The sequence below is a fragment of the Streptomyces sp. NPDC006624 genome (genome assembly GCF_040611555.1).
Classification (GTDB): Bacteria; Actinomycetota; Actinomycetes; order Streptomycetales; family Streptomycetaceae; genus Streptomyces.
Window position 1 is genome coordinate 595,613 of sequence record NZ_JBEXOM010000001.1, and the last position, 18,163, is coordinate 613,775.

13 protein-coding genes are annotated in these 18,163 nt (G+C 71.7%); 12 read left to right on the forward strand and 1 reads right to left on the reverse strand.

The features are described 5' to 3' along the window. The first annotated feature begins 106 nt into the window (after window positions 1-106). The 12 genes from uvrC to pgi all read left to right on the forward strand — a co-directional run bounded on the left by uvrC (window position 107) and on the right by pgi (window position 15,757). Window positions 107-2,263, forward strand: coding sequence for an excinuclease ABC subunit UvrC (gene uvrC / locus ABZY20_RS02675; RefSeq protein WP_356435502.1), 2,157 nt, complete (start codon window positions 107-109; stop codon window positions 2,261-2,263). Beyond that, complete coding sequence (rapZ, locus tag ABZY20_RS02680; RefSeq protein WP_356435504.1) at window positions 2,260-3,219, forward strand: RNase adapter RapZ; 960 nt, start codon at window positions 2,260-2,262, stop codon at window positions 3,217-3,219. The genes uvrC and rapZ overlap by 4 nt, the downstream gene beginning before the upstream one ends. Continuing rightward, window positions 3,216-4,295, forward strand: coding sequence for a uridine diphosphate-N-acetylglucosamine-binding protein YvcK (gene yvcK, locus ABZY20_RS02685; protein WP_356435507.1), 1,080 nt, complete (start codon window positions 3,216-3,218; stop codon window positions 4,293-4,295). Before rapZ ends, yvcK begins: the two co-directional genes overlap by 4 nt. Beyond that, a complete protein-coding gene (gene whiA / locus ABZY20_RS02690) occupies window positions 4,286-5,275 on the forward strand; it encodes a DNA-binding protein WhiA (RefSeq protein ID WP_356435510.1) in 990 nt (329 codons plus the stop codon). The genes yvcK and whiA overlap by 10 nt, the downstream gene beginning before the upstream one ends. A 151-nt stretch (window positions 5,276-5,426) precedes the next feature. Continuing rightward, window positions 5,427-8,381 carry a M14 family zinc carboxypeptidase gene (locus ABZY20_RS02695; protein WP_356435513.1) on the forward strand — a complete coding sequence of 985 codons (2,955 nt, stop codon included), beginning with the start codon at window positions 5,427-5,429 and terminating at the stop codon, window positions 8,379-8,381. 244 nt (window positions 8,382-8,625) lie between these two features. Continuing rightward, entirely contained in the window at window positions 8,626-9,633 is a 1,008-nt protein-coding gene (gene gap, locus ABZY20_RS02700; protein WP_356435516.1) for a type I glyceraldehyde-3-phosphate dehydrogenase, read from the forward strand. A gap of 140 nt (window positions 9,634-9,773) precedes the next feature. Beyond that, entirely contained in the window at window positions 9,774-10,985 is a 1,212-nt protein-coding gene (locus tag ABZY20_RS02705) for a phosphoglycerate kinase (RefSeq protein ID WP_356435519.1), read from the forward strand. A 6-nt stretch (window positions 10,986-10,991) separates the two neighbouring features. Next, the gene (gene tpiA / locus ABZY20_RS02710) at window positions 10,992-11,768 is read left to right on the forward strand and encodes a triose-phosphate isomerase (RefSeq protein ID WP_356435521.1); all 777 of its coding nucleotides are present in this window, start codon (window positions 10,992-10,994) and stop codon (window positions 11,766-11,768) included. Between the two features lie 95 nt (window positions 11,769-11,863). Beyond that, a complete protein-coding gene (gene secG, locus ABZY20_RS02715) occupies window positions 11,864-12,100 on the forward strand; it encodes a preprotein translocase subunit SecG (protein ID WP_094052663.1) in 237 nt (78 codons plus the stop codon). 255 nt (window positions 12,101-12,355) lie between these two features. Beyond that, window positions 12,356-12,643 (forward strand): RNA polymerase-binding protein RbpA, encoded by a 288-nt coding sequence (locus ABZY20_RS02720; protein WP_028422638.1) that lies wholly within the window; start codon window positions 12,356-12,358, stop codon window positions 12,641-12,643. A gap of 123 nt (window positions 12,644-12,766) precedes the next feature. Continuing rightward, a complete protein-coding gene (locus ABZY20_RS02725) occupies window positions 12,767-14,035 on the forward strand; it encodes an MFS transporter (RefSeq protein WP_356435524.1) in 1,269 nt (422 codons plus the stop codon). Between the two features lie 69 nt (window positions 14,036-14,104). After that, the gene (gene pgi / locus ABZY20_RS02730) at window positions 14,105-15,757 is read left to right on the forward strand and encodes a glucose-6-phosphate isomerase (protein WP_356435527.1); all 1,653 of its coding nucleotides are present in this window, start codon (window positions 14,105-14,107) and stop codon (window positions 15,755-15,757) included. A gap of 103 nt (window positions 15,758-15,860) precedes the next feature. Here pgi and ABZY20_RS02735 read toward each other — a convergent pair whose 3' ends face one another. Then, window positions 15,861-18,143: an FtsX-like permease family protein gene (locus ABZY20_RS02735; RefSeq protein ID WP_356435529.1), complete on the reverse strand. Its 2,283-nt coding sequence runs from the start codon at window positions 18,141-18,143 to the stop codon at window positions 15,861-15,863. Window positions 18,144-18,163: the final 20 nt, after the last annotated feature.

The following is an 18,163-nucleotide window of genomic DNA, read 5'->3' on the forward strand; positions in this document are numbered from 1 at the left end:
CGTAACCCCCTGGCGGCGCATGCCCTGGGAAACCGCCGCCCGCCGGGCCGTGATCACGCCCCGCCGCCCCGCCCCGCTGTCGGTGCCCGCCAGTAGGGTGTGAGACATGGCCGACCCCTCCAGCTACCGCCCCAAGCCGGGCGAGATCCCCGACTCGCCGGGGGTCTACAGGTTCCGTGACGAGCACCGCCGGGTGATCTACGTCGGAAAGGCGAAGAGCCTGCGCCAGCGCCTGGCGAACTACTTCCAGGATCTGGCGGGCCTGCACCCGCGCACCCGCTCCATGGTCACCACGGCCGCGTCCGTGGAGTGGACGGTGGTGTCCACGGAGGTCGAGGCGCTCCAGCTGGAGTACTCGTGGATCAAGGAGTACGACCCCCGGTTCAACGTCAAGTACCGCGACGACAAGAGCTATCCGTACCTCGCGGTGACGATGAACGAGGAGTACCCGCGCGTGCAGGTGATGCGCGGTCACAAGAAGAAGGGCGTGCGCTACTTCGGGCCGTACGCGCACGCGTGGGCGATCCGCGACACGGTCGACCTGCTGCTGCGCGTCTTCCCGGTGCGCACCTGCTCGGCGGGCGTGTTCAAGAACGCCGCCCGCACCGGCCGTCCCTGCCTCCTCGGTTACATCGGCAAGTGCTCGGCCCCCTGCGTCGACCGCGTCTCGGCCGAGGAGCACCGCGAACTGGCCGACGAGTTCTGCGACTTCATGACCGGCCGGACGCACACGTACATCCGCCGCCTGGAGCGGCAGATGGGCGAGGCGGCCGAGGAGATGGAGTACGAGCGGGCGGCCCGGCTGCGCGACGACATCGACGCCCTGAAGAAGGCCATGGAGAAGAACGCGGTCGTGCTCGCCGACGCGACCGACGCCGACCTGATCGCGGTCGCCGAGGACGAGCTGGAGGCGGCCGTCCAGATCTTCCACGTCCGCGGCGGGCGGGTGCGCGGCCAGCGCGGCTGGGTCACCGACAAGGTCGAGGAGATCACCACCGGCGCCCTCGTCGAGCACGCCCTGCAGCAGCTGTACGGGGAGGAGACCGGGGACGCCGTCCCCAAGGAGGTCCTCGTCCCGGCCCTGCCCGACCCCGTCGAGCCCGTCCAGGAGTGGCTCGCCGGGCGGCGCGGCTCCGGCGTCTCCCTGCGCGTCCCGCAGCGCGGCGACAAGAAGGCGCTCATGGAGACCGTGCAGCGCAACGCCCAGCAGGCGCTCGTGCTGCACAAGACCAAGCGCGCCTCCGACCTGACCACGCGCTCGCGCGCCCTGGAGGAGATCGCCGACGCCCTCGAGCTGGACAGCGCCCCGCTGCGCATCGAGTGCTACGACATCTCCCACCTCCAGGGCGACGACGTGGTGGCCTCCATGGTCGTCTTCGAGGACGGGCTCGCCCGCAAGAGCGAGTACCGCCGCTTCCAGATCAAGGGCTTCGCCGGGCAGGACGACGTCCGCTCCATGCACGAGGTGATCACCCGCCGCTTCCGGCGCTACCTGGCCGAGAAGGAGAAGACCGGCGAGTGGGCCGACGGGGAGAACGGCCGGGACGGAGGGAACGGCCAGGGCGGGGCGGGCACCCTCGCCGGCCCGGACGCCCTCGCGGCCACGCAGACACCGGCCGGCCCCGACGTCCTCACAGCCTCGGGCGCCCCGGTCGGTCCCGAGGGCCTCACCGAGGACGACGGCCGCCCGAAGAAGTTCGCCTACCCGCCCCAGCTCGTGGTCGTCGACGGCGGCGCCCCGCAGGTCGCGGCGGCCCGGCGCGCCCTGGACGAGCTCGGCATCGACGACATCGCCGTCTGCGGCCTCGCCAAGCGCCTGGAGGAGGTCTGGCTGCCCGGCGACGACGACCCGGTGGTCCTGCCCCGCACCAGCGAGGGCCTCTACCTGCTCCAGCGCGTCCGTGACGAGGCGCACAGGTTCGCGATCACCTACCAGCGCACCAAGCGGTCCAAGCGCTTCCGCTCCAGCCCCCTGGACGACGTCCCCGGCCTCGGCGACACGCGCAAGCAGGCACTCCTGAAGCACTTCGGTTCGCTGAAGAGGCTGCGATCCGCCACGATCGAGCAGATCTGCGAGGTCCCCGGCATAGGCCGCAAGACGGCGGAGACGATCGCCGTGGCCCTGGCCCGCTCGGCGCCGGCCGCACCCGCCGTCAACACCGCGACCGGAGAGATCATTGAAGAGGAACCCGGCACCATGGGTTCCAGCGGGGAGCCGGTGAGGACGGGAGCCCCGGACGAACGACGGGGGCAGGAGTCATGAATGTGAACGAGCACGACGGGCAGCAACAGCAAGCCGGAGCAGGAGCACAGGTGAGTACGGGCACGCCCAACGACAAGCCCCAGGTCCCGGACACGGGCATCCCCGAGCTGGTGATCATCTCCGGCATGTCCGGAGCCGGCCGCTCGACGGCCGCGAAGTGCCTGGAGGACCTCGGCTGGTTCGTCGTCGACAACCTGCCGCCCGCGCTGATCCCCACGATGGTGGAGCTCGGCGCCCGCTCCCAGGGCAACGTGGCCCGGATCGCCGTCGTCGTCGACGTCCGCGGCCGCCGCTTCTTCGACAACCTCCGCGAGTCCCTGGCGGACCTGGAGGCGAAGAACGTCACCCGGCGGATCGTCTTCCTGGAGTCCTCCGACGAGGCCCTGGTGCGGCGTTTCGAGTCGGTGCGCCGTCCGCATCCGCTGCAGGGCGACGGCCGCATCGTCGACGGCATCGCCGCCGAGCGCGAGCTGCTGCGCGAGCTGCGCGGCGACGCCGACCTGGTGATCGACACCTCCAGCCTCAACGTGCACGAGCTGCGCGCCAAGATGGACGCCCAGTTCGCCGGCGAGGAGGAGCCGGAGCTGCGGGCCACGGTCATGTCCTTCGGCTACAAGTACGGCCTGCCGGTCGACGCCGACCTCGTCGTCGACTGCCGCTTCCTGCCGAACCCGCACTGGGTCCCGGAGCTGCGCCCGTACACCGGCCTCAACGAGGAGGTCTCCGGGTACGTCTTCAACCAGCCCGGCGCCAAGGAGTTCCTCGACCGCTACACCGAGCTGCTGCAGCTCGTCGCCACCGGCTACCGCCGCGAGGGCAAGCGCTACGTGACCATCGCCGTGGGCTGCACGGGCGGCAAGCACCGCTCGGTCGCCATGTCGGAGAAGCTCGCCGCCCGCCTCGCGGCCGAGGGCGTGGAGACGGTGGTCGTCCACCGGGACATGGGACGCGAATGACACGACGCACTCCGCGGCTGAGCCGGCTGCGCCGGGTGGTGCCCGACGGCAACACCGGAGGTAAGGGCGGCCGGCCCGTCGAGGCCCGGGGCGGCAGACCGCGCCGCCGCGGCACCCAGCCCAAGGTCGTCGCCCTGGGCGGCGGCATGGGCCTGTCCGCCTCGCTCGCCGCTCTCCGCCGGATCACCGGCGACCTCACCGCCGTCGTCACGGTCGCCGACGACGGCGGCTCCAGCGGACGGCTGCGCGACGAGCTGGGCGTGCTGCCGCCCGGCGACCTGCGCAAGGCGCTGGCCGCGCTGTGCGGAGACGACGACTGGGGCCAGACCTGGGCCCGGGTCATCCAGCACCGCTTCCAGTCCAAGGGCGACCTGCACGAGCACGCGGTCGGCAACCTGCTCATCGTCGCCCTGTGGGAGCAGCTCGGTGACCACGTCCAGGCCCTGGACCTGGTCGGACGGCTGCTGGGCGCCCAGGGCCGTGTGCTGCCCATGTCCGCCGTCCCGCTGGAGCTCCAGGCCCTGGTCAGGGGCCACGACCCGGCCCGCCCGGACGAGGTCGACACGGTCCGCGGCCAGGCCACCGTCGCCCTCACCCCGGGCGAGGTGCAGTCCGTCCACCTCGTGCCGAACGACCCGCCCGCCGTCCCCGAGGCGGTCGAGGCCGTCCGGGACGCCGACTGGGTGGTGCTCGGCCCCGGCTCCTGGTTCTCCTCGGTCATCCCGCACCTGCTGGTGCCCGAGCTGCTGGACGCGCTCACGCAGACCAAGGCCCGCCGGGTACTCTCCCTGAACCTCGCCCCGCAGCCCGGAGAAACCGAGGGCTTCTCCCCGCAGCGTCATTTGGAGGTTTTGGGACGACACGCCCCTAAACTCGCCCTGGACGTGGTGCTGGCCGACGAGGCCGCCGTGCCCGACCGGGACTCCCTGACCGATGCCGCCAAGCGGTTCGGGGCCGCGGTCGAGCTGGCGCCGGTGGCCCGGCCCGACGGCACCCCGAGGCACGACCCGGAGCTGTTGGCCGCCGCGTACGACCGTATTTTTCGGATGCATGGAAGGATCGGCCCATGGCGATGACGGCAGCGGTGAAGGATGAGATCTCCCGGCTACCCGTCACCCGGACCTGCTGCAGGAAGGCGGAGGTATCCGCCATTCTGCGGTTCGCCGGCGGCCTCCACCTGGTGAGCGGTCGGATCGTGATCGAGGCGGAGCTGGACACCGCGATGGCGGCCCGCCGCCTCAAGCGGGACATCCTGGAGATCTTCGGCCACGGCTCGGAGCTGATCGTGATGGCCCCGGGCGGGCTGCGCCGCGGCTCGCGCTACGTGGTGCGGGTGGTCGCGGGCGGTGACCAGCTGGCCCGCCAGACCGGTCTGGTGGACGGCCGCGGCCGTCCGATCCGCGGTCTGCCGCCGCAGGTGGTCTCGGGGGCCACCTGCGACGCCGAGGCCGCCTGGCGCGGCGCGTTCCTGGCGCACGGCTCGCTCACCGAGCCCGGCCGCTCCTCCTCCCTGGAGGTGACCTGCCCGGGCCCCGAGGCAGCGCTCGCCCTGGTCGGCGCCGCCCGCCGGCTGTCGATCGCCGCCAAGGCCCGCGAGGTGCGCGGAGTGGACCGGGTCGTCGTCCGTGACGGTGACGCGATCGGTGCGCTGCTGACGCGCCTGGGCGCTCACGAGTCGGTGCTGGCCTGGGAGGAGCGCCGGATGCGCCGCGAGGTGCGCGCCACGGCGAACCGCCTGGCCAACTTCGACGACGCCAACCTGCGCCGCTCGGCCCGCGCGGCCGTCGCCGCCGGGGCCCGGGTGCAGCGCGCCCTGGAGATCCTCGGCGAGGACGTGCCCGAGCACCTCGCCGCGGCCGGCCGGCTGCGCATGGAGCACAAGCAGGCCTCCCTGGAGGAGCTCGGCGCGCTCGCCGACCCGCCGCTGACCAAGGACGCGGTCGCCGGCCGGATCCGCCGCCTGCTGGCCATGGCCGACAAGCGCGCCTCCGACCTGGGCATCCCGGGCACGGAGGCCAACCTCAGCGACGAGCTGGCCGACAACCTCGTGGGCTGATCCGACAGAACGTCAAACAGCCGGTGCGGGCGCCCACTTGGGTGACCGGCACCGGCTCTTGCGTGTCGCTGAGGCGCCCTTGACTCGATCATGGACTGTCATGAGCCTGGCATCTGTTCGCTGCTGTGGCGGACCCACGCTAGGGGGGTTCATGAGACGAAGAGCGAGAGCGATCCTCGCTGTCGGCGCGCTCCTGATCGGCGGAGCGAGCATCGCGCCCATCGCCCAGGCGCAGCCCGGTCGTTCGACCCCGACCGACCCGGACGAAGTCAAGGTCTTCCGCGCCGACGTCACCCAGCAGCAGGTACCCCTGCTGCTGGCGGCGGGCCAGGACGGCCACGAGCTCAGTGAACGAGTGCCCGCGAAGGGCACCGCCACCGTCGAGGTCTACCTGACCGAGCGGCAGGCGAAGGACCTGCGCGTGCAGGGCGTCGACCTCGCCGAGCACACCCTCTCCACACGGGCCGACGCACGCGTCGAGGACGCCGCCGAGGGCGTGTTCCGCCCGTACAGCGGCAAGGGCGGCCTGAGGGAGGAGATCGTCAGGACCGCGCAGCGGAACCCGGGCCTGACCAAGGTCGTCTCCATCGGCAAGACCGTCCAGGGCAAGGACATCCTCGCCCTGAAGCTCACCCGGAACGCGAAGAAGACGAAGGACGGCTCCAGGCCCGCCGTCCTCTACATGTCCAACCAGCACGCGCGCGAGTGGATCACGCCGGAGATGACCCGGCGCCTGATGCACCACTACCTGGACAACTACACGAAGGACCGGCGCGTCAAGAAGATCGTCGACTCCACCGAACTGTGGTTCCTGATCTCGGCCAACCCGGACGGCTACGACTTCACCCACGCCGCCGACGCCAACCGCATGTGGCGCAAGAACCTGCGGGACATCAACGGCGACGGCACCATCACCACCGGCGACGGCGTCGACCTCAACCGCAACTTCGCCTACCGGTGGGGCTACGACGACGAGGGCTCCTCGCCCCGCCCCGCCAGCGAGACCTACCGCGGCGCGGGCCCCAACTCCGAGCCCGAGACCAAGGCCCTGGACGCCTTCCAGAAGCGGATCGGCTTCACGTTCGGCATCAACTACCACTCCGCCGCCGAACTGCTCCTCTACGGAGTCGGCTGGCAGGTCGCCACGACCACGCCGGACGACGTCATGTACGAGGCGCTCGCCGGTACGCCCGAGAACTCCGCGGTCCCGGGCTACCACCCGCAGATCTCCTCCGAGCTGTACACCACCAACGGCGAGGCGGACGGCCACGCGGCGAACGTCAACGGCCTGGCCATGTTCACCCCGGAGATGTCGACCTGTCAGACCGTGTCCAACGCGGACCCGGACGACGAGTGGAAGGCCTCCGACTGCCGTTCGGTCTTCACCTTCCCGGACGACGAGAAGCTGATCCAGGAGGAGTTCGCCAAGAACGTCCCGTTCGCGCTGTCCGTGGCCGAGTCCGCCGCGCACCCGGACCGGCCGTCGTCGTCCGTCGGGCTGAAGGCCGCCGACTTCACCCCGGCCGCGTTCCCGGTGTCGTACTCCCGCGGCGCCGACCAGGAGGTCTCCGTCGTCGCCCGCAAGTCGCTGCGCGACAAGGAGCTGAAGTACCGCGTCAACGGCGGCCGCACCGAGGACATGGCGCTCAGGGCCTGGAAGGGCGGCGAGACCTACGGCGGTGACGACAACCTCCACTTCGACGAGTACCGGGCCCGGGTCAAGGACGGCGACCCCGGCGACGAGGTCGAGGTGTGGTTCACCGCGGAGACCCGGAACGGCAGGAAGGTCTCCAGCGAGCGCTTCACCTACACCGTCGCCGAGCGGCCCCGCGCGGACACGCTCGTCGTCGCCGAGGAGGGCGCGAGAACCACGCAGGCCCAGACGTACGTGGACGCGCTGAAGGCCAACGGCCGCAGGGCGGTCGTCTGGGACGTCGCCGAACGGGGCGCGCCGGACGCGCTGGGCGTGCTGAGCCACTTCGACACCGTCGTCCACTACACGGGCGCGGACGCGCCCGGCCACGCGACCCAGCTGCAGCTGCGCGCCTTCCTCAACGAGGGCGGGCGGCTGATCGAGGCGGGGGAGGAGGCCGGCGGCAGCGTCGACCTCGGCGGCGGCGCCCTGTCGAACGACTTCAGCCAGTACTACCTGGGCGCCTACAGCCGGACCGCGGCCGCCGGGGCCACCGGCTTCACCGGCTCCGGTGAGCTGAGCGGCTTCACGGGCCCGCTGGCCGCCGCCCCCGGCAACCCGCTGGACCGGGCGGGCCGCTACGGCGTGACCTCCGACGAACTGCCCGCCGACCGCTATCCCCGGTTCGCGAGCAAGGGCGCCGGGCAGTTCGCCGGGGCGGTCAACCCCTACGGGCCGTACGCGGGATCCTCGATGGCCGCCGCCCTGCACACCGACGACGGCTACAAGCGCCTCCAGCGCACCGTGGACCTCACCGGAGTCACGGCGGCCCAGCAGCCCGCCCTGCGCGCCCAGCTGATGTGGGACACCGAGCGCGGCTACGACAACGTCCTCATCGAGGCCCGCACCGCGGGCGGCGACGACTGGACGACCCTGCCCGAGAGGAACGGCCGCACCACGGCCGCCGTGCCCGCAGAGTGCGAGGCCGGCTTCTACATCCGTGAGCACCCCTGGCTGCGGCACTACCTGACCCAGTCGGACGAGGGCTGCACCGCGAGCGGCACGAGCGGCTCCTGGCACGCCCTCACCGGATCGTCCGGCGGCTGGCAGCAGGTGGACTTCGACCTGAGCGCCTACGCGGGCAAGGCGATCGAGATCTCGATCAGCTACGTCACCGACCCGGGCACCGGCGGGCACGGCGTCCTCGCCGACGAGGCCTCGCTCGTCGTCGGCGGCACGGCGAAGGAGACCGAGGGCTTCGAGACCTCCCTGGGTGCCTGGCAGGCGGCCGGACCCCCCGCGGGCAGCCCGCCCGTCGTCAAGGACTGGACCCGCACCGGGGCCCTGTTCCAGACCTACGGCGCCGTCACCACGGACGACACCGTGCTGCTGGGCTTCGGCCTGGAGCACGTCGCCACTGCACCCGACCGGGCGGCATTGATGAGAAAGGCGCTCGCCTCCCTGGACGTGTGAGCTCCCCCGAACGGGGAACTCCGCGGTCAACAGACACCACTCCGGGTAGCGAAATCCAGTGATCTCGCTCTCGGAGTCGGGCGGTCCGTACCCCTACTGGCCGGTACGGACCGCCCTGCCGTGTATGGGGCATCTGGATGTCACTCCCCGGGCCTCAGGGAGGTAGGGTCGGAGGCGGTCGGGGACATCCCAAACAGAGCTCGCCGGCACCGCATGGCCGGCGTACCAACGAGGAGATCGGTTCGTGACGATCCGCGTAGGCATCAACGGCTTCGGCCGCATCGGGCGTAACTACTTCCGCGCGCTGCTGGAGCAGGGGGCAGACATCGAGATCGTGGCTGTCAACGACCTGGGTGACACCGCGACCACCGCTCATCTGCTGAAGTACGACACCATCCTGGGCCGTCTGAAGCAGGAGGTCACGCACACCGCCGACACGATCACCGTGGACGGCAAGACCATCAAGGTGCTCGCCGAGCGCAACCCCGCCGACATCCCGTGGGGCGAGCTGGGCGTCGACATCGTCATCGAGTCGACCGGCATCTTCACGAAGAAGGCCGACGCCGAGAAGCACATCACCGGCGGCGCGAAGAAGGTCCTCATCTCGGCCCCGGCCAAGGACGAGGACGTCACCATCGTGATGGGCGTCAATCAGGACAAGTACGACCCGGCGAACCACCACGTCATCTCCAACGCCTCCTGCACCACCAACTGCGTGGCGCCGATGGCGAAGGTCCTCGACGAGAACTTCGGCATCGTCAAGGGCCTGATGACGACGGTGCACGCGTACACCAACGACCAGCGGATCCTGGACTTCCCGCACAAGGACCTGCGTCGCGCGCGTGCCGCCGCCGAGAACATCATCCCGACCACCACGGGTGCCGCCAAGGCCACCGCCCTGGTGCTGCCGCAGCTCAAGGGCAAGCTGGACGGCATGGCCATGCGCGTCCCGGTCCCGACCGGCTCGGTCACCGACCTCGTCATCGAGCTGTCCCGCGAGGTCACCAAGGAAGAGGTCAACGCCGCCTTCCAGAAGGCCGCCGAGGGCGAGCTCAAGGGCATCCTCGAGTACACCGAGGACCCGATCGTCTCCTCGGACATCGTGAACGCCCCGGCGTCCTGCACCTTCGACTCCTCCCTGACCATGGTCCAGGAGGGCAAGAACGTGAAGGTCATCGGCTGGTACGACAACGAGTGGGGCTACTCCAACCGCCTCGTCGACCTCACGGTCTTCGTCGGCAACCAGCTCTGATCGACCGAGCAGGCACGACCATGTGAGAGCAGGGCTCGGGCAGCGCGAGAATGCGCTGTCCGAGCCCTGACTCACGTACAGATCAGAGCTGTTCGATCACGAGCGCTTCCGAGCGATCACGAGCTCTTTCAGGAGTCCCCATGAAGACGATCGACGAACTCCTCGCCGAAGGAGTCGCGGGCCGGCGGGTCTTCGTCCGCGCCGACCTGAACGTGCCGCTGGACGGCACGACCATCACCGACGACGGCCGCATCCGTGCCGTGCTGCCCACCGTCAAGGCCCTCGCCGACGCGGGCGCCCGGGTGGTCGTCGCCTCGCACCTGGGCCGCCCCAAGGGCGCCCCCGACCCCGCCTTCTCCCTCGCCCCCGCCGCCGCGCGCCTCGGGGAACTCCTGGGCGCCGACGTGGCCTTCGCGACCGACACGGTCGGCGACTCCGCGCAGGCCGTCGTCGCCGGCCTCGCCGACGGGCAGGTCGCCGTCGTCGAGAACCTGCGCTTCAACGCCGGCGAGACCAGCAAGGACGACGCCGAGCGCGCCGCCTTCGCCGACCGGCTCGCCGGCCTGGCCGACGTCTACGTCGGCGACGGCTTCGGCGCGGTGCACCGGGGGCACGCCTCGGTCTTCGACCTCCCGGCCCGCCTGCCGCACTACGCCGGGTACCTCATCGCCACGGAGGTCGGTGTCCTCAGGAAGCTCACCGACGACGTCAAGCGGCCCTACGCCGTCGTCCTCGGCGGAGCCAAGGTGTCCGACAAGCTGGCCGTCATCGACCAGCTGCTCGGCAAGGCCGACCGTCTGCTCATCGGCGGCGGCATGGTCTTCACCTTCCTCAAGGCCAAGGGCCACGAGATCGGCACCTCCCTGGTCCAGGAGGACCAGCTCCCGGCCGTCCGGGAGTACATCGAGCGCGCCGAGAAGAACGGCGTCGAGCTGGTCCTGCCCGTGGACGTCGTGGTCGCGCCGGAGTTCCCGGACCTCAAGACCAAGGCCCCGGCCCAGGCCGCCACCGTCGCCGCGGACGCCATGCCCGCCGGCCGGATGGGCCTGGACATCGGCCCCGAGTCCCGCAAGCTGTACGCCTCGAAGATCGCCGACGCCGCCACCGTCTTCTGGAACGGCCCCATGGGCGTCTTCGAGCACCCCGAATTCGCCGAGGGCACCAAGGCGGTCGCCCAGGCTCTCCTCGACTCCCGGGCCTTCACGGTGGTCGGCGGTGGCGACTCCGCCGCGGCCGTCCGCATCCTGGGCTTCGACGAGACCGCATTCGGCCACATCTCGACCGGTGGCGGCGCCTCCCTCGAATACCTCGAGGGCAAGACGCTCCCCGGCCTCGCCGCACTGGAGGACTGACCCTTTATGAGCACGCGCACGCCGCTGATGGCGGGCAACTGGAAGATGAACCTCAACCACCTCGAGGCCATCGCCCACGTCCAGAAGCTCGCCTTCGCCCTCGCGGACAAGGACTACGAGGCCGTCGAGGTCGCCGTCCTGCCGCCCTTCACCGACCTGCGCTCCGTGCAGACCCTGGTCGACGGCGACAAGCTCAAGATCAAGTACGGAGCCCAGGACATCTCGGCGCACGACGGCGGCGCCTACACCGGCGAGATCTCCGGCCCGATGCTGGCCAAGCTGAAGTGCACCTACGTGGCGATCGGCCACTCCGAGCGCCGGCAGTACCACGCCGAGACCGACGAGATCGTCAACGCCAAGGTCAAGGCCGCCTACAAGCACGGCCTGACCCCCATCCTGTGCGTCGGCGAGGAGCTGGAGGTCCGCGAGGCGGGCAACCACGTCTCCCACACCCTCGCGCAGGTCGAGGGCGGTCTGAAGGACCTCCCGGCCGAGCAGGCCGAGACCGTCGTGATCGCCTACGAGCCCGTCTGGGCCATCGGCACCGGCAAGGTCTGCGGCGCCGAGGACGCCCAGGAGGTCTGCGCCGCCATCCGCGGCAAGATCGCCGAGCTGTACTCGCAGGAGCTGGCCGACAAGGTCCGCATCCAGTACGGCGGCTCCGTGAAGTCGGGCAACGTGGCCGAGATCATGGCCCAGGCCGACATCGACGGGGCCCTGGTCGGCGGCGCGTCCCTGGACGCGGACGAATTCGTCAAGATCGTGCGCTTCCGCGACCAGTGAGTATGCGCTAACGGCGATTCGTCGTACCCTTGCGGGGTCCGGCAGTGTGCTGGGCCCCGCGTCGTCCATCCGAATCCGAGGAAGTTGGTCCAGCCGTGGTTTTGGGGTTCTCGATCGCCCTGATCGTCTTCAGCCTGCTGCTGATGCTGCTGGTGCTGATGCACAAGGGGAAGGGCGGCGGCCTCTCCGACATGTTCGGCGGTGGCATGCAGTCCTCCGTCGGCGGCTCCTCGGTCGCCGAGCGCAACCTCGACCGGATCACCGTCGTGATCGGTCTGCTGTGGTTCGCGTGCATTGTCGTACTCGGCATCCTGATGAAGGTGAACAACTGACCGAGCCGCAATCCGCACGGACCCGTACGTAACGCCCCATGTTCGGTACGCGCAGCTGAGCGCGGCCTATCATGGGGCTTGCGTCTAGGTGTGCGGGTTGTAACTCCAATCACTGGACGCGCGTTGGGCCTTACGTAGACTGAGGCGCTCGCAGCGAAGCGGAACGCCGACTCGCTTCGCGGCACCATCACGCAGGGAGTTACGACCGTGGCAAGTGGCAACGCGATCCGGGGAAGCCGGGTCGGGGCGGGGCCGATGGGCGAGGCCGAGCGCGGCGAGTCCGCGCCGCGGCTGCGCGTCTCCTTCTGGTGCTCCAACGGACACGAGACCCAGCCGAGCTTCGCCAGCGACGCGCAGGTGCCCGACACCTGGGACTGTCCCCGCTGCGGATTTCCGGCCGGCCAGGACCGGGACAACCCCCCGGACCCGCCGCGCACCGAGCCCTACAAGACGCACCTCGCCTATGTGCGCGAGCGGCGCAGCGACGCGGACGGCGAGGCGATCCTCGCCGAGGCGCTCGCCAAACTGCGGGGCGAGATCTAGGACTTGAGACCGGCCGGACACCCACAGGTGCCCGGCCGGAGCTGCTCTCCCGCCCTCTTCGCGGACCGATTGTCAGTGGTGCCCCCTACCGTTTGTGCAGCGGACGGACCATGAGGGGGAGCGGTGTCGGCGGTCGAGGCGGGGAGCAGGCGTGTGCCCGCGTGGCGCGGGGACTTCGGGCGGTTGTGGAGTGCCGCCGTGCTGTCCAGCTTCGGTGACGCGCTGCGTACGGCCGCGCTGCCCCTGCTGGCCGTGACCCTGACCGACGAGCCGCTGCTCATCGCCTCCGTCACGGCCTGCGGCTATCTGCCCTGGATCGTCTTCGGCCTGCTCGGCGGGGCCGTCGCCGACCGGGTGGACCAGCGGCGCGCCATGTGGCGGGTGGACGCCCTGCGCGGGCTCCTGGTCGCCGCCTTCGCCGTGGCCGTCGCCCTCGGCCACGCCTCGATCGGCCTGCTCGTCATGCTGGCCGTCGCCCTCACCACGCTGCAGACCCTCTTCGACAACGCCGCCACGGCGCTGCTGCCCGCCCTGGTCGGCCGGGACGCGCTGGGCAGCGCCAACGCCCGGCTGATGACCGGGCAGCGCATCGCGGGCGGTCTGCTGGGCGGGCCGGTGGTGCCGCTGCTGCTGACGGCCGGTGCGGCCGTGCCGTTCGCGGCCGACGCCGTGACCTTCCTGGTGGCGGCCGCGCTGATCGCCTCCCTGCCGGCCGCCGAGGCAGACCGGAAGCCGAGACCGGCGGGCAGCACGCTGCGCCGCGAGATCGCCGAAGGGCTGCGCACCCTGTGGCGCGACAGCGCCCTGCGCGGCCTGTGCGCGGCCACCGCCCTGTGCAACATCGGCATGGGCGCCCAGCTCGCCATGCTCGTCGTCCTGGTCACCGACTGGCTGGAGGCCGGTCCCGCGGGCTACGCGGCCGCGGGAGCCGCGTTCACCCTGGGCAGCCTGGCCGGGGGAGTGGTGAACAGCCGGCTGGTGGCGCGGCTCGGCCGGCTGCCGTCAGTGCTGCTCGCCGGCGCGGTCCAGACCGCGCTCCTCGTCGTCATGGGCACGGTGCGCAGCCTGCCGGTCCTGGTGGGAGCGCTGGGTGTGTTCGGGCTCCTGGGCATGGTGTGGAACGTCAACACGACGACCCTCATGCAGGAGCGCACCCCCTCCGGGCTCCTCGGCCGGGTCAGCTCGGCCTTCCGGACCCTGTCGTTCGCCGGAGTGCCGCTCGGCGCCCTGCTCGGCGGAGCCGTCGCCACCGCCTGGGGGCCGCACACCCCGCCCCTGCTCACCGCCGCCTTCTTCGTCCTCGCCGTCCTCGCGCTGATACCCCTGCGCACCGTGAACGTATCCGTGGTCGAGCCGGACGACGGCACCACGACGGCAGACGTGGCGCCCTGATCAATTAGGTTGGGACCGGCAGCGGGGCAAGGTACGCAGGCAGGACAGGAAAGAAGGCTGAAGTCCGAGATGAACGCAGACGGCCGTACCAGGCTCAACCAGACGTCCGAGTGGACGGCCCTGGCCAAGCACCGCGAGGAGCTGGCCGAGGTCCGGCTGCGCGAGCTGTTCGCCGCCGACCCCGGCCGCGGCACCGCGTGCACCCTCCGGGTCGGGGACCTGTACATCGATTACTCCAAGCACCTCGTCACCGACGACACCCTGCGGCTGCTGCGTGAACTGGCCGCCGCGACCGATGTGTTCGGGCTGCGGGACGCCATGTTCCGCGGCGAGCGGATCAACACCACGGAGAACCGGGCCGTGCTGCACACCGCGTTGCGGGCGCCCCGGGACGCGGTGATCGAGGTCGACGGCGAGAACGTGGTGCCGGGCGTGCACGCCGTACTCGACAAGATGGCCGACTTCGCGGACCGGGTCCGCTCGGGCGCGTGGACCGGTCACACGGGCAAGCGGATCCGCAACGTCGTCAACATCGGCATCGGCGGCTCCGACCTCGGCCCGGCCATGGCGTACGAGGCGCTGCGCGCCTTCACGGACCGCTCCCTGACGGTGCGTTTCGTGTCGAACGTGGACGGTTCGGACCTGCACGAGGCGATCAGGGACCTGGACCCGGCGGAGACGCTGTTCGTCGTCGCGTCCAAGACCTTCACGACCATCGAGACGGTCACCAACGCCACGTCCGCCCGCTCCTGGCTGCTGTCCGCTCTCGGTGACGAGGCCGCGGTGGCCCGGCACTTCGTGGCGTTGTCGACGAACGCCGAGAAGGTCGCCGACTTCGGTATCGACACGGCCAACATGTTCGAGTTCTGGGACTGGGTCGGCGGCCGTTACTCGTACGACTCGGCGATCGGCCTGTCGCTGATGATCGCCATCGGCCCGGACCGTTTCCGGGAGATGCTCGACGGGTTCCGCATCGTCGACGAGCACTTCCGCAACGCCCCGGCCGAGGCCAACGCCCCGCTGATCATGGGCCTGCTGGGCATCTGGTACGGCAACTTCCACGACGCCCAGTCGCACGCGGTGCTGCCCTACAGCCACTACCTGTCGAAGTTCACCGCCTACCTCCAGCAGCTCGACATGGAGTCCAACGGCAAGTCCGTGGACCGTGAGGGGCGCGGGGTGGAGTGGGAGACCGGGCCGGTGGTCTGGGGCACGCCGGGCACCAACGGGCAGCACGCGTACTACCAGTTGATCCACCAGGGCACGAAGCTCATCCCGGCGGACTTCATCGGCTTCGCCCGTCCGGTCGGTGAACTGAGCGACGGCCTGAAGGCGCAGCACGACCTGCTGATGGCGAACTTCTTCGCCCAGACGCAGGCCCTGGCCTTCGGCAAGACGCCCGAGGAGGTCCGGGCCGAGGGCGTGCCGGAGGAGCTGGTGCCGCACAAGACGTTCAAGGGCAACCACCCGACCACGACGATCCTGGCCACCGAGCTGACCCCGTCGGTCCTGGGCCAGCTGGTCGCCCTCTACGAGCACAAGGTGTTCGTGCAGGGCGCGGTGTGGAACATCGACTCCTTCGACCAGTGGGGCGTGGAGCTGGGCAAGGTCCTCGCCCAGCGCGTCGAGCCCGCCCTGACCGAGGGTGCGCAGGTGGAGGGCCTGGACGCCTCCACGAAGGCGCTGGTGGCGACGTACCGGGAGCTGCGCGGCCGGGAGTGAGGGACTCCGGGCGGGGGACGCGGACGGTGCGATGCCGTCCGCGTCCCCCCGGGATCCGGGGACGCTGTAGCCGCCCACGGGGCGGATGAGCAGCGAGAGGGCGTCAGGCCACCGCGCTGAGTGTGTCCGCCAGCCGGCGCCGGGCCGCCCGGGCGGCGGGGACGGCGGCGAGCGCGGCCGCGCAGAGCACCGCCGCCGCGCCCATCAGCAGCACCAGCAGGGCCGGCGGGCTCTGCGCGATGCCCGCGCCGATGCCGCTGCCTCTGCCCTGTGTGTCGATCAGCCAGTGGGCGAGCGGCAGTCCCAGGGCGGTGGCGGCGACGACGGCCGCCAGGGCCGTGAGGCCGGTGGCCGTGACGGTGATCGCGGTGATCTGCCGGGGCGACAGGCCAATGGCCTTCAGGGCGAGCAGGTCGCGCTCGCTCTCGCGGACGGCACCGCCGATCGCGGTCAGCAGTTCGATGAGCCCGATGAGGGCGAGGACGGCCACCAGCCCGGCGACCACCGCGCGCAGCGGGGAGAGCCCGTCGGCCGGGTTGGCCACGGTGTGCACGTCCAGGTGGCCGCGCCCGGCCGTGGCGAGCCGGTCGGCGACCTCGCCGGGGTCGGCACCGGGGACCAGGCGGAGCTCGTGCAGGGTGGGCCGCAGTCCGGGGTCGTTGGCGCGGAGGGTGTCGAGGGACGTGGAGATGACCCGGCCGGCGTTCTCCGGCTCGATGCTGCGGCCCACGATGTGCAGGATCTGCGGCTGGTCGCCGACGGTCATGCGGACCCAGTCGCCGACGCGCACGTCCAGCAGGTCGAGCAGCCCCTGCCCCGCCACGGCCTCGTCGGCGCCGCGGGCCGGGCGGCCCTCGGCGAGGGTGTACGGGTAGGGGTCCTCGCGGGTGCCGAGGCCGCGCAGGGCGATGGTGGCGGTCTGGCCGGGGACCAGCGCCGCCGTCTCGACGCCCGGGTAGGCGGCGGCGACCTGCGGGTCGCGTTCCAGCAGGGAGCGGGTCTGCGCCTCGCTCAGGGCGGCGTCGGCGCGGACGCTGAGCGTGGTGGGCAGGCCCACCCGCTCGGGCTCGCTGTGGAAACGGTCGAGGGTGGTCCAGGCGCTCATCGCCACGACGATCAGCAGCAGCGGCAGCGCGAGCCGGGCGACGGTGGCCAGGGAGCGGGAGCGGCGGGTGAACGCCGCGTGCCAGCCCAGCACGAGCGCGGGCGGCACCCGCACGCCCAGGGCCCGGCGGGCCACGCCGGACAGCCGTCCGCCCGGGGGCGCGGCGGGCCTCGGCACGGGCACCGGCGGCACACGTCCGGCCCGCCAGGCGGCGAGTCCCGTGGTCGCGCCGATGAACAGCACCGCGCCCACGGGGATCACCAACAGCGCCAGGGGGTGCCCGGGCAGGCCCTGCCACACCCCGACCGCGTCGCCGAGCCGCCCCGGTATCCGGCTGCCCAGGGCCTCGGCGAGCGCGGCGGCGGCCACGGCGCCCAGCAGGGCGTAGGCGAGGTGCTGCAGCAGGAAGATCCGGACGACCTGGCCGGGCGTGAAGCCGATCGCCTTCAGCACGGACAGGTCGCGCAGGTGCCCGCGGATACGGGTGCTGATCGCCCCGTGCACGGCGAGTCCCGCGGCGACCAGCGCGCCCAGTCCGAACAGGCCCAGCACCTGGCCGAGGAGCCGGTTGTCGCCCTGGGCCTCGGCGCGGGCCTGCTGCCAGGTGGACACCTCGCCGATGGCGCCGGCTCCCAGCACGGTCACGGCGCGCTGGACGACGTAGGAGGTGTCGCCCGGGTCCGTCAGCCGCAGCCCGATCACCTGGCCGCCTGGATCCCGTACGGCGGACGGCAGGGCCCACACCAGGCCGGGCTGCTCCCCGGGCCGGTAGCGCGGCTCGGCGCTGTCGGCGAGGCCGACGACGGTCAGCTCGCGGGCGGTGCCGGGCACGGTCAGGGTGTCGCCGGGCTGGGCGAGCAGCGCACGGGCCAGCCGGCTCTCCAGGACGACACCGTTCGGCGTCGCGGGGTCGAGCCAGCCGCCCGCGACGATCGGGGGGCTGCCCACGGTGGGGCGCTCCGCGGTGCCGCGCAGTTCGACGGAGGCGCGGCTGCCGCGTGAGGAGACGGTGGTGGCGGCGGTCGGGTAGGGGCCGGCGACGGCCTCCACGCCGTCCAGCTCGGCCAGTTTGCCGGTGTCCGCGGAGGCGTCGGTGTGCAGCCACACGTGCGCGCCGTGCGACTGCGTGAAGACGCGCTGCCAGGGGTTGGTCGCGTACCCGAACAGGGCCGTGGCCAGCAGCAGGGAGGCGACGATGCCGGCGGTGGCGAGGACGAGGAACAGGGCCTCGCCGCGGTGCGTGCGCAGATCGGAGTGCGCCCAGCGCAGGGTGGCTCGCACCGGCCTCAGCCCCTCGGCCC